Below are 24,063 nucleotides of genomic sequence, written 5' to 3'. Positions count from 1 at the left end.
ATGAAAATCCAGGGCGGTTGCTACTGCAAGGCCGTGCGTTACGAGATCGACGCCGAGCCGACACTGGTCGCCCAGTGTCACTGCCGGGAATGCCAGTACATTTCCGGTGGCAGTCCCAATGTCTGCGTGGTGGTGCCGGATTCCGGCTTCCGCTATCTGCAAGGCAAGGTCAAGCAGTTCCGGCGCAGCGATCTGGAAAATCCGGTGAGCCGCGAGTTCTGCCCGGAATGCGGCACCCACATGGTGACGCACTCCCCGGCACTGCCCGGCACCACGGTGATCAAGCTCGGCACGCTGGACCGCCCGGACGCCTTTGGCGGCCCGCAGGTGGCGATCTTCACGGTTGACCAGCAACCGTTCCATCAGATCGCCGCCGGCCTGCCGAGCTTCGCGCGCATGCCCGGCTGAACAGCGGTGGCCGGGAACCGGCCGCGCCCGGCTCGCCGTCTCTGGCGGCGCCGACGCGAGCCGGGCCCGGTTTCTCCCTCAGCGCTTACGGAGCCTTGCCCCAGCACGGGCAGGGGTGGGCTCCTGCTACTTCGACGTCTTTCACGAAGGAACAGAACATGTCTTCCAATAGCTTTGTCAGAGGAATGGTCGATCCCTATCGCCAGACCATCATCCAGGCCGCCATTCCCGAGCAGCCGCTCGAGAGCAAGCGCGATCACATTCCCTTCGCCAAGCGTGGCTGGCGGCGCCTCACCGAGTATGAGGCCGTGATGCTGCACGCACAGAACTCCGTGGACTCGGTGCCCGGCAGCCAGGAGGTTGGCGAGTCGGTGCAGAAGTGGCCGGGCGGGCGTCCCAACTACAGCATCGAATCCACCGCGGTGATCGCCGGAAACTGGTTCTACTTCCGCGATCCGGCCAAGCGCTGGTTCATGCCCTACGTCAAGCAGAAGACCGAGGAAGGTCAGACTGCCGAGCGCACCATGAAGAGCTGGGCGGAAAGCGGCGACGCCGGCATGATGAATGCCGACTGGCGCAACCAGATTCTCGGCACGCACTACGGCGCCCTGGTCTACAACGAGTACGGCCTGTTCAGCGCGCACTCGACCACCGTCTACAGCGCACTGTCCGATCTGCTGAAGACCTGGATTTCCGAGGCGGGCTTCGACAAGAACGACGCCGGCCAGATGATCCAGATGGAGCGCATCCTGCTCGGCAAGCTGTTCGCCGACTTCGACCCGAGCCTGGCCGCCGCCAAGCAGGCCTGGATGCAGGACCCGATCTGGCAGCCGGCGCGCGAGTTCGTCCAGCACATCTGGATGGGCGTCTATGACTGGGTCGAGCAGCTGTGGGCGATTCACGGCATCTACGATCACATCTTCGGCCAGTTCGTGCGTCGCGAGTTCTTCCAGCGCCTGGCGGGCCTGCATGGCGACACCCTGACGCCGTTCATCCAGTCGCAGGCACTCACCTATCACCAGCAGGCCAGCGATGCCCTGCAGGCCTTCTGCGTGAAGATGCTGATCGATGAAGAGCCGGTGTACGGCGCGCACAACCGTCGCTACCTGCGCGCCTGGACCAAGCGCTATCTGCCCGGCACGCAGGCCGCCCTCAAGGCCTTCCTGGCCATCTACAAGACGCTGCCGCTGCAGGTCGAGGGCATCACCTGCAAGGCGAGCGTCGAGGCCGCGGTGCGGCGCATCGTCAACGATTGGGCGCGCCGTTTCGCCGAGCCGATCGACTACCGCTTCGACGCCGAAGCATTCATCGCCGACGTGATGCAAGGCTACTGAGAAGGGGATCGACCATGAGCACGAATATCAACGGATACAACTCCGGAACCAACAACAAGACCGGACAGGCCTTCGTCGACGAATTCCTCTCGGAGAAGAACTGCACGCTGCCCACCAGTGACGCGGTGGTGCTGGCGCTGATGAAGACCGAGGAGATCAACGTCATCGTCGATGAAATGATCCGGCCGATGATGGATGACAACCCCGCGCTGGCCGTCGACGACAGGGGCGGCTACTGGTGGATCAAGGTCAACGGCAAGATCGTGATCGACTGCGACGAAGCCACGGAAATCCTGGGCAAGAAGTACACGGTCTATGACTTCCTGGTCAACGTCAGCACCACCATCGGCCGGGCCATGACACTGGGCAATCAGTTCGTCCTCACCAACGAACTGCTGGGCCTGGAAACGAAGATCGATAGCGTCTACTGAGGAGACGACAATGTCCAAACAGCACTGGTACCACACTCCCACGCGCGATGAGTGGCTGGAACGGATCGGCACCCTGCGCACCGCCCGCGAGGGCATCGAGATGCTGCGCAACTTCCGCGAGCAGCATCTGGGTCCCGACCGCAAGACCTACGATCTCAAGAAGGAAGCCAACTGGATCGAATCGCGCATCGAGATGCGGGTTTCGCAGCTGCACGCCGAGGAAACGCTGTCCGATGACGATCTGCTGCACAAGACCATCGACGGCCGCTGCGCCCGCGAGGTCGCGAACAGCTGGTGGGAGAAAGCCGCGCAAGTCGACTCCGCCATCGAACTGGGCCAGCTCTGCGTTGCGTACCGCAAGGCCTGCAAGCCGCCGATGATGCCGATCAACTACTTCGCCCCGGTGGAGAAGAAGCTGGTCAGCAAGCTCCTCAAGCTGCGCGCCGAGAACTATCTGGTGACGCCGATCGAGGAACTGCGCAAGGCCCGTAACGTGACGCCCATACACGTCCAGTAGCCACGATGCGCGAGCCCTCGTGAGCGGGGTGCGCCTGCGCGCCCCGCTCACGAGGGACGCTCGCCAAGTGCGGCGGGCTGGCCCGCATCGTCATCCGGCGCGAGGGAGGAGCGAGATGAAATATCCAGACGAGCTGAGCACGAAGCAGTTCGAATACAGCTACAAGTGCGGCGCCTGCGCGCACAAGTTTTCCGCGGGCATGACCCTGAGCGTCGGCGGCAGGCTGCATTGCCCGCGATGCAAGGAGCAGATCGTGTCGTTTCCCAGCGATGAGGATGTGCGCAAGAACGATTACATCGCGCACACCCGCAACGACCGCTTTCATTCGATCATCGCGCCGGGCGGAGACGAATCGTGAACACCAGAAGCGGCGACACCCCGGCCATTCCGAGGCTGGATGGACTCCCGCAGGCAGTCGGCGCCACCGTTCTGATCCACGAGGACGGCGAGTTCCGGGTTTACGCGACAGAACTCGAAATGCTGCTGCGCTGGGACCTGTTTCAAGGCGACCGTCACCTGCACACCGGCAGCGCCCTGCGGGTGGAGAGCTGCATCGTCAGTGCCAAAGGCAAGATCGGCTTCTTCAGGCGCCCCACGGTGGCGCGGCTGATCGCGGCGGGCGATGAAGCTTCGCCGAACGATCCGAGCTGAGCCGGCCGCTCAGCCATCAGAACCAGTCAATTCAATTTCATTTCCGGGGATTTTTTCAAAGCATGGACAGCCGTTACACCATTACCGCCAATTTCGAGGATGGCGCTCTGCACCAGTTCGAATGCGCGGAGAACGAAGACATTCTGAGCGCCGCCCTGCGCCAGCAGGTGGTTCTGCTGTGCTCCTGCCGCAAGGCCTTCTGCGGCAGCTGCAAGGCCTTATGCATGGAAGGCGAATATGCCTTCGGCGATCGCGTCAATGTGCAGGTGCTCTCGCCCAAGGAAGAAGAAGATGGCGTCGTGGTTGCCTGCGACACCTTCCCGCGCAGCGACATGGCGCTGGCCTTCCCCTACACCAGCGACCGCCTGGGCAGCTGCAGCAGCGAGAATCTTGAAGCGCAGGTCGAAATCGTCGAACGCCTGTCCAGCACGGTCTACAAGCTGCTGCTGCAGGTGCGCGACCCCGTGAGCCACGAAGCCAAGCGCATCGAGTTCCAGCCGGGGCAGTATGCAGAGCTGCAGCTGCCGGACGGCGAGCAGACGCGCGCCTTCTCCTTCGCCAACATTGCGGACGATTCCGGACTTCTGGAATTCCTCATCCGCCTGGTTCCGGGCGGCTGCTTTTCCACCTATCTGCAGCAGCGCGCCGTGCCCGGCGACGTTCTGAAGCTGCGCGCCCCGCTCGGCGCGTTCACCTTCCAGCCCGGCGATCAGGACGAAGGGCTCCATGCCTTCGTCGGCGGCAGCACCGGCCTTGCGCCGCTGCTGAGCATGCTGCGTGGGCTGGCGCGCCAGGACTATCGCGGCGAATGCCATCTGTTCTTCGGCATGCAGGATCAGGCGGCCTTGTACTACGAAGACGAGCTGCGCGAGCTGGCGGCTTCGATGCCGCGCCTGACCCTGCATCTGGCGCTGATGGATCCGCCGCCGCAATGGCAGGGCTACACCGGCAATGCGGTGACGGCCTTCGAGCAGCATTTCGCTGCGCTCGCGCGCAAGCCCGAGGTCTACATCTGCGGCCCGGCCGCGATGGTCGAGGCCACGCGTGCCAGCTGCGAACGCCTGAACATTCCGGAACACAGGGTCCACCGCGAGGAGTTCGTGGCCAGTGGCGGCTAAGAACCTATCCGTGAATTGCGCGCGTCTGCGACGGAGGTCGTTTTGCCGCAGGGCAAGGCGGCAGACGCGCCGCTTGGTGGTTCCAAGCAAGCGGCTGCCAACGCCGCCCTGCGGCAAAACGGCCCCGTCCCGAAAGGGTTGCGCCGAAAATCGCGCCGTGCGGCGTTGCGAAACTTGGCCTTGGAACCACCAAGGCCTGCGTTTCGCGCCTTGCCCGGCGCGATTTTCGGCAGCAACGCAGACGTGCGCAATTCACGGATAGGTTCTAAGGCACAGCCAGGGAGCAGGCCGGCTTGAGCAGCGACGAGATCGAATTCTTTTTCTCCGATGCGGCGCGGGCGCTGGATGAGGAAATCCTTCGTCTGGAAGAACGGCGTCAGATGCTGCACGAGAAGCTGGGCGCGGAACAGATTGAACGACTGCAGGCGCTGTTCGAGCAGCGCCTCGATCGGGAAGAAGGGATCGAGGTCCGCAACTCCCTGGCTTACTGGGAGCGCAAGCTGCTGTGGACCTGGGCCCGGCTGGCGAAGCTGCACGCCCTGCGACGGGACGTCGGGCGCAGCGCAATGAAGCATCTCAACACGAACAGGCAAGACGATGACTAATGGAAAGAACTGCCGGGTGAGCGACGGCTTCGGTGCCCTGGGCAAGCTGTCCTCGGGCATGCGCATCCTGGCCGAGGTGGTGGCGGTCACCCTGGGCCCTGGTGGACGGCATGTCATCCTGGAACATCGCAGCGGTCTGGCACCGCGCCTGAGCAAGGACGGCGTCGAGATCGCGCGCACCATGGAAGTCGCCGGCCGCGAGGAGGAGATGGGCGTGCGCCTGCTGCGGGATGCCGCGATCAGCATTTCCGCTTCCGTGGGTGACGGCACGACCACCGCCATCGTGCTGTCGGCGGCGCTGGCGACGCGCTGCATGGCCGCCAGCTCGCATCCGCTCAATGTCAGCGAAATGCGTTATGGCCTGGCGATGGCCGGCGCCACGGTGCTCAGCGAGCTGGCGGCGATGGCGCGCCCGGCGGATCAGCACGCACTGCAGGCCGTGGCCCGCACCGCCGTCAACGGCGATGCGCCGCTGGCCGCGCTGCTCGCCGATGCGTATGCGCGTGTCGGCAGCGAGGGCGTCATCAAGATCGAGATGGGCAATGCCATGCACGATGTGCTGGACGTGAAACTCGGTCACCGCTTCGAAAGCCTCCTGCTGGCCAGCGGCCTGCCGGCGTCTGCGGGTGAACGTCAGCTGCTGCGGCCCCTGACGCTGCTGCACGATGGCGAACTCGATGATCTGCAGGCCCTGATTCCGGCCATGGAGATCGCCCGTGCCGAGCAGCGTCCGCTGCTGATTCTGGCCGGCGATGTCTCCGATGGCGTGCGCACCGCCATCGTCCGCAATGCCCGCGAAAACGTGGTCGATGTGACCGTGGTCAGAGCGCCGATGTTCGGCGACACCCGCCAGGAATGTCTGGGCGATCTGGCGGCCCTGTGCGGCGGCAGCGCGTTCGTCGAGAACGGCTTTCGCACGATCGCCGCGCTGTCCCGCGACGATCTGGGCAGTGTGGATCGCGCGGTGGTGGACGCCGGCAGCGCGATCCTGCACGGCGCGCATGGCGATGCCCGCGAGCGGCAGGACCGCATCGCCTTGCTGCGCAGCGAGATGGAAGGCTCGGGCCGCAGCACGGCCTCCCCCAGCGGCCAGCTCGATCACAGCGACAAATGCCAGGAGCGCCTGCAGATCCTGCTCGGCGCCACCGCAAGCCTGCAGCTGGGCGGGGCGACGGACGTGGCGATCAAGGCCAGGATGCCGATTGCCGAGAACGGCCGCCGCGCCCTGCTGGCCGCGGCGAGCACGGGCGTGCTGCCCGGCGGCGGCGTGGCCATGCTGCGCGCGGCGCTGGCCGCCAGGAGCCGCCTCAGCACGCTGCAGGACGATGCCCGGCTGGGCGCCGAAGCGCTGCTGTCGGCACTGCAGGCGCCGTTTGCCTGGGTGGTGCGCAACAGCGGCCATCAGCCCGAAGAGTGCCTGGATCGCGTGCTGAGCGAGGCGGACTGCTTCCACGGTCTGGACGCCGCGCGCGGCTGCTACGGCGATCTGCATGCCGCCGGCGTCCTGGATTCCTTCCTGATGGTGCGCAAGATCGTGACGGTGGCCACCAGCATGGCGGGCTCGCTGCTGTCCACCGGCGCGCTGGTCTGTCGCGGCGGCGAAACGGCGCTGCCGGAAAACTTCCAGGGTACGCAGCAGGTGTATCGCAAGCTCGCGGCCGGCGGCGCCTTCGACAGCTGAGGCTTTAGTGGACTGTAACAGCCATTTCGATAGCGTCCGGCGGCGCCCCGCCACCGCTGCCCTCGTTGCTCGTCGTCACCATAGTCCAGGCTATGCCTCCTCCTCGCGCCTCGACAGCGGCGCCGGATGCGCTCGCCGGCTCACTACCGAAATGACCGTTACAGCCCACTACTCGCAAGCACCCAGATAAACGCCCTGCAGGTGGCGCCGCATCCACATCGGATGACCGGCGCCCATCACCTTGGTGCTCACCGAAAAATCGGCGCCGTCCTCGCGGTAGCTGCCCTTGCCGGCCGACTCGGCGATGCCGCCCTCCAGCCGTTCGCAGCTGACCAGATAACTCAGCTGCGCCTGCTCCCAGCGCAGGCTGGCGACGCGACAGTTGCGCTCGTGCTGCGCATCCAGCGGCAGCGGCCGGGCCTGACTCAGGCAGACCTCGAACGATCGCGGCCCGGGCGCCTGCGGCAGCGCCGGCAGGCCGTCGAGCGCCAGGGTTTCGGCAAAGCGCCAGCGGCCTTCGCGCAGCGCCTCCTGCGCCCCGGCCGTGGTGGCCAGCAGCAACAGCGCCAGCAGCAGGCCGCGGCGCATGCTCAGCCGCGCTTCAGGCCTTTCTGAATCTTCTCCAGCTCGAACACCGATTGCTGCATGCCATTGTCAGGCACGAACTCGTTCTCTCGCGCGCGGACCTGATCGAAGCGCTGCGCCACGGTCTCGGCGATGGCGCCGAAGTCATCGACGTAAATGCCCTGCGTGAGCGTGATGTGCGCGGCCTCGAACGCGCCGCCGCCGGCGCAGAGGATGGCGCGCGTGGGCGCATGCTCCGACACCAGATGCAGCATGCCCTCGCTCACCGCTTCCGGCTGCAGCTTGGCCAGCGCCTCGGGCGGCATGATGTCCTCGGTCATGCGCGTGGCGGCGGCCGGCGCCAGGGCGTTGACGCGGATGTTGTACTTGGCGCCCTCCAGGGCCAGGGTCTGCATCAGGCCCACCTGCGCGAGCTTGGCGGCGCCGTAATTGGACTGGCCGAAGTTGCCGTAGAGGCCGGTGGACGAGGTGGTCATCAGGATGCGGCCGTAGTTCTGCTCGCGCATGCGCTCCCAGACCGCCTTGGTGCAGATCACCGCGCCCATCAGATGCACTTCCACCACGAAGCGGAAATCCTCCAGCGTCATCTTGCTGAAGGTCTTGTCGCGCAGCACGCCGGCGTTGTTGATGAGGATGTCCACGCGGCCCCACTTGGCCACCGCTTGCGCCACCATCGCTTCCACGGCCGCGGCATCGGTCACCGAAGCGCCGCTGGCGATGGCCTGACCGCCGGCCGCGATGATTTCCTGCGCCACCGCCTCGGCCGCCGCCGAGCTGCCGCCGCGACCGTCGCGCGCGCCGCCCAGATCGTTGATCACCAGCTTTGCACCGCGTCTGGCCAGCGCCAGCGCATGCTGCCTGCCCAGGCCGTTGCCGGCACCGGTGACGATGGCGACGCGATTTTCGAAGGACAGCATGTTCATCTCCCCTTTTCGTTCGGATGGGGGAATTGTGCGTCAGCGGCGCGGCGCGCGCCTCACCGGAATGCAGCAGGGCCTTACTGGTAGCCGCGCGCCTGCAGGGAAAACAGCTGCGCGTAGATGCCGTTTTCGCGCATCAGGCTGGCGTGGTCGCCGCGCTCGACGATGCGGCCCTTGTCGATCACCACGATCTGGTCGGCCATGCGCACCGTGGAGAAGCGGTGCGAGATCAGGATGGCGATGCGGCTCTGCATGAGCTGGCGGAAGTGCGTGAAGACCTCGGCCTCGGCGCCGGCGTCCATGGCCGAGGTGGGTTCATCCAGCACCAGGATGTCGGCGCCGCTGCGCATGAAGGCGCGCGACAGCGCGATCTTCTGCCACTGTCCGCCGGACAGCTCGCGGCCGTCGCGGAACCATTTGCCCAGCTGCGTGCGGTACTGCGCCGGCAGGCCTTTGACGAAGGCGCTGGCCATGCCCATCTCGGCGGCCTGCTGCCAGCGCGGCTCGTCATTGAAATGGCGCACATCACCGGCGCCGATGTTCTCGCCCACCAGCAGCTGGTAGCGCGCGAAGTCCTGGAAGATCACGCCGACGCGCGCGCGCAGGGCCTGCGGGTCCCAGTCCTGCAGGTCCAGGCCATCGAGCAGGATGCGGCCCTGCGTGGGCGTGTACAGGCGCGTGAGCAGCTTGATCAGCGTGGTCTTGCCGGCGCCGTTCTCGCCGACGATGGCCAGCGACTGGCCGGGCCGGATGTGCAGCGTGATGTCCTGCAGCGCCGGCTCGCGGCTGCCGGGATAGACGAAGGCGACGTTCTCGAAACGCACGCCGTCCTGCGGCAGCGGTCCCTGCGTGGCGCTGCCCTGCGCCGGCGCCACCGGCGTTTCCAGATATTCGTAGAGCGTGGACAGGTAGAGATTGTCCTCGTACATGCCGCTGACCGCCGCCAGGCCGCTGGTCACTGCGCTCTGGCCGTTGCGGAAGACATTGAGATACAGGGTCATCGCGCCCAGCGTGATGCGCCCGGCGATGGTGGCCAGCGCCACCCAGGCATAGGCGCCATAGAAGGCCAGCACGCCGATCAGGCCCAGGCCGAAGCCCCAGCCATCGCGACGGATCACCAGACGCCGCTCCTCGCCGTAGAGCTGATCGAAGATGCCCTTGTAACGGCCCAGCAGCATCGGGCCCAGACCGAACAGCTGCACTTCCTTGGCGTGATCCTCGCGCGCGATCACGGTTTCCAGATACATCTGCATGCGCGAGGCCGGCGAGCGCCAGCGGAACAGCTGGAAGGCTTCACCGGAAAACTTCGCCTCGGCAATGAAGGCCGGCACGCCGGCCAGCAGCAGCACCGCCACCGCCCAGGGCGAGAACTGCGTGAGCAGCGCGCCGTAGCTGAGCAGGGCCACCGCGCTCTGCATCAGCGTGGCGCTGCGCATCACCAGCGACAGCGGCCGCACCGAGGCCTCGCGCCGCGCGCGGGTGAGCTTGTCGTAGAGCTCGGAGTCTTCGAAGTGCGTGAGTTCCAGCGTCAGCGCCTTTTCCAGAATCATCACATTGATGCGCTGGCCCAGTTGGATGCGCAGCAGGGCCTGGCTCAGCGAGGTGGCACGGCTGACGCCGGCCGTGATCGCCACCAGCAGGCCTTCGATCAGCACCCAGCGCAGCACCTCGCCGTACACCGGCGTGCCGGCGGCCTTGCTCGCGGCAATCGCCGCCACCACCGCATCGACGATGCGCGCGCCCACATACGCCACCGCCGCCGGCAGCAGGCCGGAGGCCAGGGTCAGCAGGCCCAGGGCAATGAGCAGAAACGGGCTGGTCTCCCAGACCAGGCGCAGCGCGCGCGGCGTATAGCGGAACACGCGCAGGAAGCCCGATAGTCCGGTGTCGGGGCGCTGCAGCTTGGGCAGAGGGGGCGGGCGAAGACTCACGTGGCGGTCGGCGGCGTGCGATGGGGCGCTACTGTAGAGCCTTCAGACTTGGGGGTGGCAGGCACAGGGATCAAGGCCGGCTCTTGCAAGTGGCGGCAACGGCGCCATAAGGGACCTTGAATGCGCAGTAGCGGATCAGAGCGGTCGGCGCAACGCAGGCTCTGGCTCTGCCTCTCGGCGCATGCCGGGCGGGAAGGTAGGCTGAGGGGACGCCGCCGGATCAGGCTGCAGCGCCAGTCGATGGTGGCCAATGCCTCGCCCTGACCCTTCCCCCCATCGCCAGGCGATGCGGAAAACCAGACTTCATCAACCGCTTTGGGGAACGTAATGAGATCTTCGGCCGCCTGGATTCTGCTGGCGCTCAGCGCCGCGCTGCACGGCTATCTGGCCTGGCGCCTGCTGCCGCTGTTGCCGGCCGGCCCGCTGCCCTGGCTGGCCGGCGCGTATCTGCTGGCCTCCGCCCTGCTGCTGCCCCTGCCCTTGCTGGCGCGCATCGTCTGGCAGCGCGATCTGCCCGATGCGCTCAGCGGCCTGGGCTTTCTGGCCATGGGCGTGTTCTCCTTCCTGTTCGTGCTGAGCCTGTTGCGCGAACTGCTCCTGCTGCTGGCGCAGGTGCTCGACTGGCTGCACCCGGAACTGATTCCGCTGTCCACGCTGGCGCAGGTCTCGGCGCTCGCGGTGCTGGCGCTCAGCGCCGGGCTGGTGCTCATCGGCTACCGCAATGCGCGCATGCTGGCACGCGTGGTGCAGGTCGATGTGCCCATCGCCGGCCTGCCGGAGGCGCTGCACGGCTTTGCCATCGCGCAGATCAGCGATATCCACGTCGGCCCCACCATCAAGCACGATTACCTGCACAAGATCGTGCAGGCGGTGAACGCGCTGAATGCCGATCTGGTGGCCGTGACCGGCGATGTGGTGGACGGCAGCGTGGCGGCGCTGCGCGCGCATGTCGCGCCGCTGGCGCAGCTGCGGGCGCGCCATGGCGTGTACGCAGTCACCGGCAACCACGAGTACTACTCCGGCGCACCTGACTGGATCGCGCACTGGCGCGAGCTGGGCCTGAGCGTGCTGCTCAACGAGCATGCGGTGCTGGAGCACGAGGGCGAGCGTCTGCTGGTGGCCGGCGTCACCGATTATTCCGCGCATGTCTTTCACCGCGAGCATCGCAGCGATCCGCATCAGGCCCTGGCCGGTGCGCCGGCAGATATCGCGATGAAGCTCCTGCTCGCCCACCAGCCGCGCAGCGCCGAGCGCGCCGCCGAGGCCGGCTTTCACCTGCAGCTCTCGGGTCACACGCATGGCGGACAGTTCCTGCCCTGGAACTTCTTCGTGCCCCTGCAGCAACCTTTCATTGCCGGCCTGAAGCGCTGGCAGTCGCTCTGGGTCTATACGAGTCGCGGCACCGGCTACTGGGGCCCGCCCCTGCGCCTGGGCGCGCCGGCGGAAATCACGCATCTGCGCCTGGTGCGGGCGTAAAAACCTTGCGGCTTTTCCTGCCGCGCCGCGCTCAGGTTCCGCGCCGCTTCTGGTAGAGGTTGCGGCCCAGCGCCAGCACCACGCCCAGCACGGCGGAGCCGAACAGCATGGCCAGCGCCGAGAGCGTGACCCAGCCCATGTGCCGCATCGCGCCCAGCGTGCCCTGGATGCGCGTCTGCACCGCCTCGCGCTCCTCTTCCCTGGCGCGGGTCTGCGCGACCACGGCGCGCCTGGCGTCCTGTTCCGGAATCAGATAGACCGGCGCGGGCGGTGCATCGGCTGGCGGCGACGCCGGTTCGGCACACACCGGGCGCCCGTGCAGGGCGGCCAGCAGAAGCAGCGAGAAGAAAAACGGGGAACGGAAGCGCATGCCGGCATTATAGGCGCGGGTCGCGCTGCGGCTGTCGCAAGCGCAGGCGTAAGATACGCGGGACGCGCCGCAACCGTGGCGCGCCTGCCCGCGCCGCCATGCCCGAATCCACCGACACGCCCCATCACCGACATCTGGAGCACGCCCGTGCCCAGGTGATCGAGCTGCTGTCGCGTCAGGCGATCGAGCGCGATCTGCTGTCGCGCTCGGAGAACCGCAAGTCCGACGTGGTGGCGCAGCTGGTGGTGCGCCAGCATCAGGCGGCGCTGGCACAGCGGCTGATGCGCTTTCATCCCGCCGACATCGCCTTCGTGCTGGAAAACCTCGCGCCCGAGGCCCGCGAGATGGCCTGGGCGCTGGTGCGCGGCGAGCGGCGCGGTGCGGTGCTGCTGGAGGCCTCCGACAACGTGCGCCGCTCGCTGGTGGAAAGCATGGCGCCCGAGGAAATCTCGGCGGTGATGCGCACCCTGGATTCCGACGACATCGCCGATCTGGTCAGCAGTCTGCCCGACGAGCAGCGCGCCGCCGTGCTGGAGCACGTGGACCGCGCCGACCAGGCCGAGGTGCGCTCGGTGCTGAGCTTCCCCGAGGACAGCGTCGGCGCGATGATGGACCTGGACTTCATCGCGGTACGCGAGGACGCCTCGCTGGAAGCCGTGCAGCGCCTGCTGCGACGCAAGAAGCCGCTGCCGCCGCACACCAACGAACTGATCGTGGTGGACCGCAACAACAGCCTGCGCGGCGTGCTGCCCCTGGACCGCCTGCTGCTGGAAGAACCGGAGGACGAGGTCAGCAAGGTGATGTTGCCCGAGCCCACCTTCTTCTACACCGATGACCGCGACCGCGACGCGGTGGACGCCTTCGAGAAATACGATCTGATCTCGGCGCCGGTGGTGAACCTGCACCGCCAGGTGGTGGGCCGCATCACCGTGGATGCGGTGATCGACGAGATCAACGAGCGCGCGCAGAGCGAGGGCCTGCGTCAGGTGGGTCTGTCCGAGGACGACGAAGACCTGTTCACCTCGCCCGTCACCAGCGCCCGCAAGCGCTGGCCCTGGGTGGCGCTGAACCTGCTCACCGCCTTCGTCGCCTCGCGTGTGATCGACGCCTTCGAACCCGTCATCGCGCAGCTGGTGGCCCTGGCCACGCTGATGCCCATCGTCGCCAGCATCGGCGGCAACACCGGCAACCAGACCATGGCCCTGGTGATCCGCGGCCTGTCACTCAACCAGATGGGTCCGCAGCAGCTGCGCAAGATGCTGCTGCGCGAGGTGCTGATCGCCGGCATCAACGGCACGGTCTGGGGCTCGGCCCTGGGCGGCGTCACCTTTTTGCTCTATCACGACTGGAAGCTGGCCGGCGTGATCGGCTCGGCGATGCTGCTGGAGCTGCTGCTGGCCGCCACCGCCGGCCTGCTGATTCCGGTGCTGCTGCAGCGCTTCGGCCGCGACCCGATCATGGGCTCCAGCGTGATGCTCACCGCCACCACCGACAGCATGGGCTTCTTCATCTTCCTGGGCCTGGCTTCGCTGATTCTGATTCCGTAAGAGAAGGCCGCCCTCGTCACTCAGCCGGCTCAGGCGCGATCTGACAAACGCCCGGACATCCCGCAAAAGCCCGCCCCACCTCACGCCTCACCGGGCAGTCCCAGCCGCCATAAGCATAGTCATTGGCATGCAAAGCACGCTGCCCCACAATGCGCGATCCATGAACACCCCTACCGACTACGCCGAGGCGCTGATTGCCGCCGGCCGCCTGTTTCACCAGCGCGGCTGGGTGCCGGCCACCGGCGGCAATTTCTCCGCACGGCTCGATGCCACGCGCATGCTGATCACCGCCAGCGGCTGCCACAAGGGCGAGCTGGCCCGCGAGGATTTTCTCGTCGCCGGCTTCGACGGCGTGCCCATCGGCAGCGCGCGCAAGGCCTCCTACGAAACCCTGCTGCACTGCCAGCTGTATCGCCACGACCCGGCCATCGGCGCGGTGCTGCACACGCACAGCATCGCCAACACCGTGCTGTCACGGCGCCTGCCCGCCATCGAGCTGGCCGGCTACGAGCTGCTCAAGCTGCTGCCCGGCATCCGCACGCATGAGGCGCGCGTGAGCATTCCGGTGTTCGCCAACGACCAGGACATTCCGCGCCTGGCCACGCGGGTGGACGCGCACATGAAACAGCATCCCGAAACCCCGGCCTATCTCATTGCCGGCCACGGCCTCTACGCCTGGGGCGCCGATGTGGCGCAGGCGCGCTGGCGCGTGGAAGCCATCGAATTCATGCTCGACTGCGAGCTGCACAGCCACCGGCCGTAAAGGAGCCCTGCCATGACCACCCTCACCGTCTATGCCGAAACCGACGCCAGCCGCGCGCTGAACCATCTGCAGGACTTCGGCGCCATCCGCGAACTGCTCGCAGGTTTAGGCGTGGAATTCGAACGCTGGGAGGCCAGCCGTCCGCTCTCGGCCACCGCCGCGCCGGAGGAAGTGTTCGCCGCCTATGCCGATGCCATCGAGACCCTGAAGAAGAAGTACGGCTTCGTCACCGTGGACGTGGTCAGCATGCATCCGGAACATCCGAACGCCGCCGAGGCGCGCGGCAAGTTCCTGGCCGAGCACACGCACGATGATTTCGAAACGCGCTTCTTCGTGGACGGCGCCGGCGCCTTCTACATCCGCGCCGGCGGCAAGGTCTACCAGCTGATCTGCACCCAGGGCGATCTGATCAACCTGCCGGCCAACACCACGCACTGGTTCGACATGGGCCCGAAGCCCAACTTCAAGGCGATCCGCTTCTTCCGCATTCCGGAAGGCTGGGTGGGCCGCTTCACCGGCGATGCGATTGCCGAGCGCTTCCCGAAGTACGAGGCGGCGGCTTGACCCCGGTCGCTCAAAGCGGCCCGAAAAAAATGATCGAAGCAATTGTCACCGATATCGAAGGGTGAGCCGGGACTTGTCGAATGTCCAGTGGACATTCGACCCGGCGAACGCACGGCCAGGGATGGCCGGGCAGGACCAAAGCGCCACGGACGGCTCAGGAGAAACATGATCAAAGCAATCGTTACGGACATTGAGGGGTGAGCCGGGACTTGTCGAATGTCCGGGGGACATTCGACCCGGCGAACGCACGGCCAGGGATGGCCGGGCAGGACCAAAGCGCCATGGACGGCTCAGGAGAAAAATGATCAAAGCAATTGTCACCGATATCGAAGGAACCACCTCCTCCATCGACTTCGTCCACCAGACCCTGTTCCCCTACGCCAAGGCGCATCTGCGCAGCTTCCTGCGCGAGCAGGCCGGCGATGAGCAGGTGCAGCGTCTGATCGACGACGTCGAGCAGATCGTCAGTCGCGACCTGTCCCTGAACGAGGCGGCCGATGTGCTGGAGCAGTGGATCGTCGAGGACAAGAAACTCACGCCGCTGAAGACCCTGCAGGGCATGATCTGGAAGATCGGCTACGAAAGCGGCGCACTCAAGGGCCACGTCTACGCCGACACGCCCGAGTATCTGCGCCAATGGCATGCGCAGGGCCTCAAGCTCTACGTCTACTCCTCCGGCTCGGTGGAAGCGCAGAAGCTGATCTTCGGCCACACCGATTACGGCGATCTGACGCCCCTGTTCTCCGGCTACTTCGACACCCGCATCGGCGGCAAACGCGAAACCGCGTCCTACCGCGAGATCCTGCGCCAGATCGGCCTGCAGGGCGAGTCCGTGCTGTTTCTCTCCGACGTGGGCGAAGAACTCGACGCCGCGCGAGCGGCCGGACTGCAGACTTGCCAGCTGATTCGCGATGACAAGGCCAAGCCGTTTGCGGCGCATGCGCAGGCGGGGGATTTTTCTGGGGTGGGAGTTTAGGGCCTGATTCCACTCGGCCAGCCGCATCCGGGCTACGTGAATGGCCTGGCGACGGCTCACCTCTGCCTGAAACCGGCTAGGAGAGGAGCCGATGCAAGGGCAGCACCTCGCCCACCAGCAGGCACAGCGAAGGCTGATTGAGCAGCTGCTCGGCCCTTTGCCGCATCTGCGACAGCGAGACCTCCGCCAGCACCTGATGCTGCCGCCGCCACTGCACTTCATCGAAACCCAGGCGCACATGGCGCTGCAGCGCGTCCAGCAGCTGCTCGCTGCGTTCCACGCGCCCGGCCGCAGACCACCAGAGGCGATCCCGTGCCCGGCGCAGCTGCGCGGCGCTCACCGCCTCTGCCAGCCAGCGCAAGGCCACGCGCACTTCCTCGACAGCGGCCAGCGCACGATCAGCCGGCAGCCAGCACTGAATCTGGTAATGCCGCTGCGCGGCTTCGCCCTGCGCCGCGCTGCGCAAACCATAGGTCCAGCCCAGCTGTTCGCGCAGACGCAGGTTCAGACGCGAGGCAAAGCTGCCGGCCAGCAGCTGATCGGCCAGTTGCTGCACCGCTTCACCTTGCGGCGTGGGCGGCGGCAGCGGCCAGGCCATGGTGAGGAGCACGGCGCGGGCGCCGGGCACGGCTTCGCAATGCGCAATGCTCTTGCGCAGCGCGGCGGCAGATTTTTGTGGCGCGGCGGCGGTGCCTGACCAGGGCGCGAGGCAAGCGGCCAGCTCCGCATCCAACTGCAAGCGGCCCGGATCACCGGCCAGCAGCAGCTGTGCGCCACCAGGGCGATATTGCTGCGCGCGAAACGCTTGCAGCGCCGCGAGGTCCAGCTGCGCCAGCGTGGCTGGCGTGCCGAGCAGTGGCGGCGCCTTCCATAGCAACCGGCCCAGCAGCTGCTGGGTGCGCGCGACGATGTCCGCGTGCTGCGCCTGCAGCGCCTCGTGCTGGCGCTGACGCTGCGCCGCGAACATCGCCTCGGTGATCTGCTGCTGTTGCAGCGCCTGCGCCAGGCGCCGCAGCAGCACGGGCATCTCCTCGCTGCGGCAGCACCAGCGCAGCTGCGTGGATTCGCGCTGCGCGTCGATGCGCAGCTGCCAGGCCTCGGCGCTGGCGCGCAGCACCTCATCAGCGGCGAACAGACGTGCGGACAGCGCGGCCAGCCCTGCCTCAGCCGCACGCTCATGCCGGGCGCCGGCAGGCAGCAGCAAGCTGCCGGCGATGAGGCCCGATCCGCGCCGCGTGGCGAGCCAGGCATCCAGCCGATGCTCGCCCGGCAGCGGCGCCGGCGTTTCGCGTGCAGCCTTGCGCGATGAGGCTCGCGCGGCTGGCAGCGGCTTGCTGCGGCGTGAAACCGGCGCCGCCGGCAGCACGTCCAGTTGCAGCGGCGCGCAGCTGGCGCAGCTGCGCAGCAGGGCCAGCAAGGCATCCGCATCCGGTGCCCCAGCCGGCTGCGAAAAAGCCAGGCGCGCGTCGCCGCGCTGCAGCTCGGCCTCCACTGCCTGCGCCGCCAGGCCTTGCAGGCTCTCGCGGCGCAGCTGCCGCTGCCGCGCCAGCTCAGCGCCGGCCTGCCGCCACTCGTCTTTGCTGAAACCCTGCGCGAGCAGCTGCTGCCACTGCGCGGACAGCCAGACCTGATGCGGCGCGCTGGCGCCGCGCAGTTCCAGACTCAGCGCGGCACCCAGACGCAGGGCATCGAAATGCACCAGCAGCTCCGCCGTCGCCGGCCGGCGCGCCTGCAGGCGCTGCGCGAGCAGCTGGCGCAGCCAGCAGAAGGCCTCATGCTGCGCACGCGCCAGCGCGGGTGGCAGACGCCAGGCCTGATACCGGCGCGGCGCCGGCAGCGCTTCCTGCAGGCGGAACGGCGGCGGCGCGGTCGAGCGCAGCGGCAGCGGCGCGGGCGCGCAGCACGGCGCGGCGGGCAGCTGGCCGAAGTAGCGCTGCGCCAGCTGCCGCGCCTGCGCAAAGCTCAGATCACCAGCCAGCGCCAGCACGGCATTGCCGGGCTGGTAATAGCGCTGCTGCCAGTACCGCAGCGTGGTCAGCGACAAGGCCGTGAGCTGCTGTGCATCACCTCCGCTGCCACGATGGTAAGGATGCGGCGCGGGATACAGGCAGGCCTGCCAGTGTTCGGCCACGCGCTGCTCGGCCTGCGCGCGGCGCTGGCGCAGCTCTTCGATCACCACGCGCCGCTGCAGTACGAAATCGCGCGCGCGCAGCAGCGGCGCGGCCATGCGCGCGGCCTCGGCGTGCAGTGCGAACTCCAGCGCGGCGAGCGGCACGGTCTGGAAGTAATGCGTGCTGTCCAGGCCGGTGCGGCCATTGAGATCGCTGGCGCCCACGGCATCGAGATGACGCAGATGCGAACCCGGCAGCGCGCGGCTGCCGGCGTACATCAGATGCTCGCTGAGATGCGCCAGGCCCCTGGCGTCTTCCGGCTCATCGGCGGCACCGACGCGATAGGCCAGATGCACCGCCACCAGGCCGGCGCCCGGTGCCGGGACCTGCAGCAGACGCAGGCCATTGCCCAGGCGCAGCCGGCGGCATGGCGGCGTGTCCGGCATCAGACGTCGAGCAGGCCGTTGCGCACCGCGATCAGGGTCAGCTCGGCCTGATTGCTGGCGCCCAGCTTCTGCTTGATGTTGTACAGATGCGTGCCCACGGTGTTGGCCGACAGATGCAGCACCTCGGCGATCTGCGCCACCGACTCGCCCTGCGCCAGACGCAGGAACACCGCGAACTCGCGCTCGGAGAGTTGCTCCACCGGGCTGGCACCGCCGTTGAGATCCTGCAGCGCCAGACGCCGCGCCAGCTCCGCGCCCAGATACAGGCGCCCGGCGGCGACGCTGCGCACGGCATCCACCAGCTCTTCCGGCGCGCTGCGCTTGCACACATAACCCAGGGCGCCGGCTTTCAGCGCGCGACGCGGATGCGCGCTGTCTTCGTGCGCGGACAGCACCAGCACGCGCGCCTGCGCATCGCGCGCGGTGAGCCGGCGCAGCGCCTCCAGGCCGCCCATGCCGGGCATGGACAGGTCCATCACCAGCACATCGGGTTTGACCTGCTCGTACTGCTGATAGGCGCGCTCGCCGTCCTCGGCCTCGGCCACCACCTCGATGTCGGCATGACTGGCCAGCAGCATGCGAAAACCCATGCGCACCATGGCGTGATCATCGGCCAGCATCACCCGCAGCCTGGCGCTCATGCCGCCGCCCCAGGCAGCGGCAGGCGCAGCTCGACGCGCGTGCCGCGCGGTGTGCGTGCGGACAGCTGCAGCTCGCCGCGCAGCATCTGCGCGCGCTCCTGCATGCCGCGGATGCCGAAGCCGCGCGCCTGCGGCCAGTCGGGCGGCAGGCCCACACCATCATCTTCGACGCAGAGCTGCAGGCCGTCCCCATCCAGCCCCAGGGTGAAGCTCAGGCGCTGCGCGCGGCCGTGACGCAGGGCATTGGCGCAGGCTTCCTGCATGACGCGAAACGCGGCCAGGGAGACGTCGGCATCCAGCTCCGCCGGCAGCGGTGGCAGGCGCAGCTCGAATTGCCGCTGCGGATGCTGCAGACGCCAGTCGTCGATCTGGTTCTGCACCGCATCGCCCAGACCCAGATTGTCCAGCGCGGGCGGGCGCAGACGCGGAATCATCTGCTGCACCGCGCGATGCAGCTGGCCGGCGGCCTCGACGATGGTCTGCGCGATCTGCCGGCTGTGCGCATCGCCGCCGCGCTGCGCCAGCAGCAGCGCCAGGCTGTGAATGGCGGTGACGCTCTGGCTGGTTTCATCGTGCAGCTCGCGGGCGATCTGGCGCCGCTCGTCTTCCAGGCGGCGCTCCACCAGCTGCGCAATCTCGCGACTCTGCTGCAGGCGCGCCTCGGCTTCGGCGGCCTGCGCGCGCGCCTGCAGATTGTCCTCGATGGCCTGCGCCATGCGGTTGAAGGCACTGCCGATGGCGGCGGCCTCGGCGCCGGGCAGCGCCGGCAGGCGCGTGTGATAGGCGCCCTGCGTCATGTCCTGCAGGCCCTGCGCGATCTGCCGCAGCGGCTGCGTCAGCCGGCCCACGCGCCAGTACACCAGGGCCTGCGCCAGCAGCAGCGCGGCCAGCCCCAGCGCCAGCAGGCGCAGCATGTCGTCCCAGCCATCGAGCACGGCGCGCGAAGGATTGTCCTGCATCAGCAGCTCGCCATCCTGCAGCGTGAAACGGCGCTGCACGGCCGGCGGCGAGACCAGACGCGCGTACCAGTCCGGCGCATCGCGGCCGGCCTTGTAGGCCGAGGGCGGCGAGTGATACAGCTCGCGGCCGCTGCCGTCGCGCAGGCTCAGCTCGGTGGCGCGCAGCCGGCCCATCTGCTGCAGGAAGGCCTGCAGGGTCTGCGCGCGGATCATCCAGCCCGGTGCCAGCATCGAGCCCAGCAGACGTCCCGCCACCTCGCTGCCGGCGGTGATTTCCTCCTGCACGCTCTTGCGCGTGCCGGCCAGCTGCAAGGCCAGCAGCACCAGGATGAAGGCCAGCAGCAGGCCGGTGATCAGAAGATTGATGCGCAGGCGCAGGCTGGCGCCGCTGATACCGCTCATGCCCGGACTCCTCGCTGGCGACGACGGCCGTCGCTCTGGTTTAGCAGGGTGATGCAAAACTAGTTTTGCATCACCCTGCCGACCCGCATGCTACTGCGCGGGCACCGCCCGGCAAACTACAGAAAATCGTGAGTGCGCAATCACGCCATTCGCGACGCGCCAGCGCCGGCACAGCGGACAGACTTGGTCGCGACGGTCCATTCCGGCCGTCTTCACCACACGATCTGGAGGCACACGATGAAATGGGAAACCCCGAAGGCCTGCGACATGCGGTTCGGCTTTGAAATCACGATGTACATCGCCGCACGCTGAGGAAACCGGCTTGTCATGCCCGCGCAAGCGGGCATCCAGCGATCCGGCGCAGCAGCAGCCCGGCGCCGGCACTGGATTCCCGCTGATGCGGGAATGACAGCTTTTCCCGTCACGGCAGCGCGCATCAAGCGCTGGCCGAGCGCAGCGGCGCAAGCCTAGCCGCACGCGAAACAACTAAGGGCTTGTCCTGCCCGCGAACGCGGACACGACAGCCTTACGACAAGAAGAGGAGCCTCATGCGCATCCACGTCCTCGGCGCCGGCGCCGGTGGCGGTTTCCCGCAATGGAACTGCAACTGTCGCAATTGCGCCGGCCTGCGCGCCGGCACGCTCAAGGCGCGGGCGCGCACGCAGTCGTCCATCGCCATCGGCGACGACGAGGGCCACTGGCTCCTGTGCAATGCCTCGCCCGACATCCTCACCCAGCTGCAGCACTTCCCCGGCGCGCAACCGGCGCGCGCGCTGCGCGACACCGCGCTGGCGGGCGTGCTGCTGATCGACGCGCAGATCGACCACAGCACCGGGCTGTACATGCTGCGCGAGCACCGCGAGAAACTGGCGCTGTGGTGCACGCAGCCGGTTTACGAAGACCTCACGCAGGGCAATCCCATCCTGCGTCTGCTGGCGCACTACTGCAGCGTGGACTGGCACTGCCTGCAGGCCGATGGCCGCAGCTTCACCGTGCCGCAGCTGCCCAGCCTGCGCTTCGCCGCGATCCCGCTGATCAGCAATGCCCCGCCCTACTCGCCGCATCGCGACCGTCCGGTGCCCGGCGACAACATCGGCCTGCTGGTGGAAGACATCCGCAGCGGCGGCCGGCTGTTCTACGCGCCAGGCCTGGGCGTGATGCAGCCGGCGGTACTGGATGCGATGTGCAGCGCCGACGTGGTGCTGGTGGACGGCACCTGCTGGCAGGACGATGAACTGATCGCGCTGGGCATCTCGCACAAGACCGCGCGCGAGATGGGCCATCTGCCGCAGAGCGGTGAGCAGGGCATGCTCGCGCAGCTGGCGCGGCTGCCGGCGCGCACCCGCCGCATCCTGATTCACATCAACAACACCAATCCGATTCTCGATGAGGACAGCGCCGAGCATGCGCAGCTGCGCGCGCAAGGCGTGGAACTCGCCCACGACTGCATGGAATTCTCGCTATGAGCGCCGTACTCGACCGAGCTGCCGACTTTGAATCACGCCTGCGCGCGCAGGGCAGCGCTTATCACATCTACCATCCCTTCAACCGCATGCTCAACGAAGGCCGCGCCAGCCCGGAGCAGATTCGCGGCTGGGTGGCCAACCGCTACTGCTACCAGATCGCGATTCCGATCAAGGACGCGGCCATTCTCTCCAACTGCCCGGACCGCGAGGCGCGCCGCGAATGGATTCAGCGCATTCTCGATCACGATGGCCACGGCGAAGACCCCGGCGGCATCGAAGCCTGGACGCGCCTGGGCCTGGCCGTGGGTCTGAGCCGCGCGGAAGTGGAGGACCAGCGCCATGTGCTGCCTTCCGTGCGCTTCGCGGTGGACGCTTATGTGAACTTCGCGCGCCGCGCGCCCTGGCAGGAGGCGATGTGCTCCTCGCTCACCGAGCTGTTCGCGCCGAAGATTCATCAGGAGCGCCTGTCCACCTGGCCGCAGCACTATCCCTGGATCGAGCCCATCGGTCTGCAGTATTTCCGCAACCGCCTCACCCAGGCGCGGCGCGATGTGGAGCAAGGTTTGCGCGTGACGCTGGATTACTTCCAGGGCCCGGCCGCCGAGCAGCGCGCGCTGGACATCCTCAAGTTCAAGCTCGACATCCTGTGGGTGATGAACGATGCCATGGCGCAGGCCTACGGCGTCGCCTGATGGATAGCGGACATCCCTGCATCCGGCGCGGCTTTCGCCTGCAGTGGGAGGAGGCGCAGCAGGCGCACGTGCTGCTGTATCCGGAAGGCATGGTCAAGCTCAATGCCAGCGCCGGTGCGATCCTGAGCCGCTGCGATGGTGCGCGCAGCGTGCCCGAGATCATCGCCGAACTGGAACAGCAGTACGCCTGCACCGGCCTGGAACCCGAGGTGCGCGCGTTTCTGAATCTGGCCACGGAACAGCGCTGGCTGCAATGGGCATGAGCGAAGCCATCGGCCCACCGTTCTGGCTGCTGGCGGAGCTCACCTACCGCTGCCCGCTGCACTGCGCCTTCTGCTACAACCCGGTGGACTTCGCGCGGCATGAGGAAGAACTTTCCACCGAGGACTGGCTGCGCGTGCTGCGCGAGGCGCGCGCCCTGGGCGCAGTGCAATGCGGCTTCTCCGGCGGCGAGCCGCTGCAACGCGATGATCTGGAAGTGCTGGTCGCCGAGGCGCATCGCCTGGGCTATTACAGCAATCTGATCACCTCCGGCATCGGCCTGAACGAGCGCCGCATCCGCGCACTGAAGGACGCGGGCCTGGATCACATCCAGCTCTCGTTCCAGGACTCCACGCGCGAGGTCAATGATTTTCTCTCCTCGACGCGCACCTTCGATCTGAAGCGCAAGGCGGCGGCGCTGATCAAGTCGCAGAACTATCCGATGGTGATGAACTGCGTGATCCATCGCCTCAACATCGAGCATATCGAGCGCATCATCGAGCTGGCGGTGGAACTGGACGCGGATTATCTGGAGCTGGCGAACGTGCAGTTCTACGCCTGGGCGCAGCGCAATCGCGCGCAGCTGATGCCCACGCACGAGCAGCTGCAGCGTGCCGAGGCAATCACCCAGCAGTGGCGCGAGCGTCTGGGCACGCGCATGAAGCTGCTGTTCGTGGTGCCGGACTATTACGAGTCGCGGCCGAAGAAGTGCATGAACGGCTGGGGCAATGTCTTTCTCACCGTCACGCCGGATGGCACCGCCCTGCCCTGTCACACCGCGCGCATGCTGCCGGGCCTGGCCTTTCCGAACGTGCGCGAGATGAACGTCGCAGACATCTGGCTGCGCTCGGAAGGCTTCAACCGTTATCGCGGCACGGGCTGGCTGCCGGAGCCTTGCCGCAGCTGCCCGGAGAAGGAGAAGGATCACGGCGGCTGCCGCTGTCAGGCCTACATGCTCACGCAGGACGCCGGCGCCACCGATCCGGTCTGCGACAAATCAGCGCATCACGAGCTGATCCTGCAGGCACGCGAGCAGGCCACGCAGCCAAAGCTCACCGAGCAGCCGCTGATTTTTCGCGGGCCGGCGGAGTCGCGGCGGATCGATCAGCCGTTCTGATGGGTTGATCCTGTCGCATCGACACATCGATGCATCGTAGGGCGGGTTAGGCGCGAAGCGCCGTAACCCGCCATGGCGTCGCCGACAGGCG

The 24,063-nt window shown here is 67.3% G+C and carries 26 protein-coding genes; 19 read left to right on the top strand and 7 right to left on the bottom strand.

The features are described from left to right. From BMY12_RS10340 to groEL, 9 genes are all read left to right on the top strand, one after another. Positions 1-408, top strand: coding sequence for a GFA family protein (locus tag BMY12_RS10340; protein WP_093285536.1), 408 nt, complete (start codon positions 1-3; stop codon positions 406-408). Positions 409-566: 158 nt separating this feature from the next. Next, on the top strand, positions 567-1,742 hold the full coding sequence (locus BMY12_RS10335; protein WP_093285533.1) for a ferritin family protein: 1,176 nt from the start codon (positions 567-569) through the stop codon (positions 1,740-1,742). 14 nt (positions 1,743-1,756) lie between these two features. After that, a complete protein-coding gene (locus BMY12_RS10330) occupies positions 1,757-2,173 on the top strand; it encodes an MmoB/DmpM family protein (protein ID WP_093285530.1) in 417 nt (138 codons plus the stop codon). A gap of 10 nt (positions 2,174-2,183) precedes the next feature. Then, positions 2,184-2,690 (top strand): hypothetical protein, encoded by a 507-nt coding sequence (locus BMY12_RS10325; RefSeq protein WP_093285528.1) that lies wholly within the window; start codon positions 2,184-2,186, stop codon positions 2,688-2,690. Positions 2,691-2,805: 115 nt separating this feature from the next. After that, positions 2,806-3,048 (top strand): zinc ribbon domain-containing protein, encoded by a 243-nt coding sequence (locus BMY12_RS10320; RefSeq protein ID WP_093285525.1) that lies wholly within the window; start codon positions 2,806-2,808, stop codon positions 3,046-3,048. Beyond that, positions 3,045-3,341, top strand: coding sequence for a hypothetical protein (locus BMY12_RS10315; RefSeq protein WP_093285523.1), 297 nt, complete (start codon positions 3,045-3,047; stop codon positions 3,339-3,341). Before BMY12_RS10320 ends, BMY12_RS10315 begins: the two co-directional genes overlap by 4 nt. 62 nt (positions 3,342-3,403) lie before the next feature. After that, positions 3,404-4,459 (top strand): FAD-binding oxidoreductase, encoded by a 1,056-nt coding sequence (locus BMY12_RS10310; protein WP_093285520.1) that lies wholly within the window; start codon positions 3,404-3,406, stop codon positions 4,457-4,459. 293 nt (positions 4,460-4,752) lie between these two features. Beyond that, positions 4,753-5,064, top strand: a complete 312-nt coding sequence (locus BMY12_RS10305; protein WP_093285518.1) for a hypothetical protein — start codon at positions 4,753-4,755, stop codon at positions 5,062-5,064. Then, positions 5,057-6,745: a chaperonin GroEL gene (gene groEL / locus BMY12_RS10300; RefSeq protein ID WP_093285515.1), complete on the top strand. Its 1,689-nt coding sequence runs from the start codon at positions 5,057-5,059 to the stop codon at positions 6,743-6,745. The genes BMY12_RS10305 and groEL overlap by 8 nt, the downstream gene beginning before the upstream one ends. A 168-nt stretch (positions 6,746-6,913) precedes the next feature. Here groEL and BMY12_RS10295 read toward each other — a convergent pair whose 3' ends face one another. From BMY12_RS10295 to BMY12_RS10285, 3 genes are all read right to left on the bottom strand, one after another. Further along, the gene (locus BMY12_RS10295; protein ID WP_093285513.1) at positions 6,914-7,333 is read right to left on the bottom strand and encodes a DUF3617 domain-containing protein; all 420 of its coding nucleotides are present in this window, start codon (positions 7,331-7,333) and stop codon (positions 6,914-6,916) included. Between the two features lie 2 nt (positions 7,334-7,335). Further along, entirely contained in the window at positions 7,336-8,247 is a 912-nt protein-coding gene (locus tag BMY12_RS10290; protein WP_093285694.1) for an SDR family NAD(P)-dependent oxidoreductase, read from the bottom strand. 80 nt (positions 8,248-8,327) lie between these two features. Continuing rightward, positions 8,328-10,181 (bottom strand): ABC transporter ATP-binding protein, encoded by a 1,854-nt coding sequence (locus tag BMY12_RS10285; RefSeq protein ID WP_218140159.1) that lies wholly within the window; start codon positions 10,179-10,181, stop codon positions 8,328-8,330. Between the two features lie 327 nt (positions 10,182-10,508). On the opposite strand from BMY12_RS10285, the gene BMY12_RS10280 reads away from it, so the two are divergent. Further along, positions 10,509-11,657, top strand: coding sequence for a metallophosphoesterase (locus BMY12_RS10280; protein ID WP_093285508.1), 1,149 nt, complete (start codon positions 10,509-10,511; stop codon positions 11,655-11,657). Positions 11,658-11,688: 31 nt separating this feature from the next. Here the strand turns inward: BMY12_RS10280 and BMY12_RS10275 are convergent, their stop codons facing one another. Beyond that, the gene (locus BMY12_RS10275) at positions 11,689-12,027 is read right to left on the bottom strand and encodes a hypothetical protein (RefSeq protein ID WP_093285505.1); all 339 of its coding nucleotides are present in this window, start codon (positions 12,025-12,027) and stop codon (positions 11,689-11,691) included. 98 nt (positions 12,028-12,125) lie between these two features. Here BMY12_RS10275 and mgtE point away from each other — a divergent pair, with 98 nt between their 5' ends. From mgtE to mtnC, 4 genes are all read left to right on the top strand, one after another. Continuing rightward, positions 12,126-13,574 (top strand): magnesium transporter, encoded by a 1,449-nt coding sequence (mgtE, locus tag BMY12_RS10270; RefSeq protein ID WP_093285503.1) that lies wholly within the window; start codon positions 12,126-12,128, stop codon positions 13,572-13,574. A 160-nt stretch (positions 13,575-13,734) separates the two neighbouring features. Next, entirely contained in the window at positions 13,735-14,337 is a 603-nt protein-coding gene (locus tag BMY12_RS10265; protein ID WP_093285692.1) for a methylthioribulose 1-phosphate dehydratase, read from the top strand. A 12-nt stretch (positions 14,338-14,349) separates the two neighbouring features. Beyond that, a complete protein-coding gene (locus tag BMY12_RS10260; RefSeq protein WP_093285500.1) occupies positions 14,350-14,901 on the top strand; it encodes a 1,2-dihydroxy-3-keto-5-methylthiopentene dioxygenase in 552 nt (183 codons plus the stop codon). A 301-nt stretch (positions 14,902-15,202) separates the two neighbouring features. Next, complete coding sequence (gene mtnC / locus BMY12_RS10255) at positions 15,203-15,877, top strand: acireductone synthase (RefSeq protein WP_093285497.1); 675 nt, start codon at positions 15,203-15,205, stop codon at positions 15,875-15,877. A 76-nt stretch (positions 15,878-15,953) separates the two neighbouring features. Here the strand turns inward: mtnC and BMY12_RS10250 are convergent, their stop codons facing one another. From BMY12_RS10250 to BMY12_RS10240, 3 genes are read right to left on the bottom strand one after another with little or no spacing between them, the layout of a single operon-like run. Beyond that, the gene (locus BMY12_RS10250) at positions 15,954-18,434 is read right to left on the bottom strand and encodes a M16 family metallopeptidase (RefSeq protein WP_093285494.1); all 2,481 of its coding nucleotides are present in this window, start codon (positions 18,432-18,434) and stop codon (positions 15,954-15,956) included. Then, positions 18,434-19,075 (bottom strand): response regulator, encoded by a 642-nt coding sequence (locus BMY12_RS10245; RefSeq protein ID WP_143068916.1) that lies wholly within the window; start codon positions 19,073-19,075, stop codon positions 18,434-18,436. Before BMY12_RS10245 ends, BMY12_RS10250 begins: the two co-directional genes overlap by 1 nt. Further along, entirely contained in the window at positions 19,072-20,436 is a 1,365-nt protein-coding gene (locus tag BMY12_RS10240; protein WP_093285492.1) for an ATP-binding protein, read from the bottom strand. Before BMY12_RS10240 ends, BMY12_RS10245 begins: the two co-directional genes overlap by 4 nt. 237 nt (positions 20,437-20,673) lie before the next feature. On the opposite strand from BMY12_RS10240, the gene pqqA reads away from it, so the two are divergent. The 5 genes from pqqA (at position 20,674) to pqqE (ending at position 23,972) form a co-directional block, all read left to right on the top strand. Next, positions 20,674-20,748 (top strand): pyrroloquinoline quinone precursor peptide PqqA, encoded by a 75-nt coding sequence (pqqA, locus tag BMY12_RS20895; RefSeq protein ID WP_143068920.1) that lies wholly within the window; start codon positions 20,674-20,676, stop codon positions 20,746-20,748. A gap of 236 nt (positions 20,749-20,984) precedes the next feature. Beyond that, on the top strand, positions 20,985-21,902 hold the full coding sequence (gene pqqB, locus BMY12_RS10230) for a pyrroloquinoline quinone biosynthesis protein PqqB (protein ID WP_093285487.1): 918 nt from the start codon (positions 20,985-20,987) through the stop codon (positions 21,900-21,902). Further along, positions 21,899-22,594, top strand: a complete 696-nt coding sequence (pqqC, locus tag BMY12_RS10225; RefSeq protein ID WP_093285484.1) for a pyrroloquinoline-quinone synthase PqqC — start codon at positions 21,899-21,901, stop codon at positions 22,592-22,594. The genes pqqB and pqqC overlap by 4 nt, the downstream gene beginning before the upstream one ends. Next, positions 22,594-22,857 (top strand): pyrroloquinoline quinone biosynthesis peptide chaperone PqqD, encoded by a 264-nt coding sequence (gene pqqD, locus BMY12_RS10220; protein WP_093285481.1) that lies wholly within the window; start codon positions 22,594-22,596, stop codon positions 22,855-22,857. The genes pqqC and pqqD overlap by 1 nt, the downstream gene beginning before the upstream one ends. Beyond that, positions 22,854-23,972, top strand: a complete 1,119-nt coding sequence (gene pqqE, locus BMY12_RS10215) for a pyrroloquinoline quinone biosynthesis protein PqqE (RefSeq protein ID WP_177188938.1) — start codon at positions 22,854-22,856, stop codon at positions 23,970-23,972. The genes pqqD and pqqE overlap by 4 nt, the downstream gene beginning before the upstream one ends. The last annotated feature ends 91 nt before the right edge of the window (positions 23,973-24,063 follow it).

Origin of the sequence: Solimonas aquatica, from assembly GCF_900111015.1 — a bacterium.
Lineage (GTDB): Bacteria > Pseudomonadota > Gammaproteobacteria > Nevskiales > Nevskiaceae > Solimonas > Solimonas aquatica.
The sequence above is the reverse complement of the archived record's forward strand: the minus strand, read 5'-3'. Positions and strand labels throughout refer to the sequence as shown.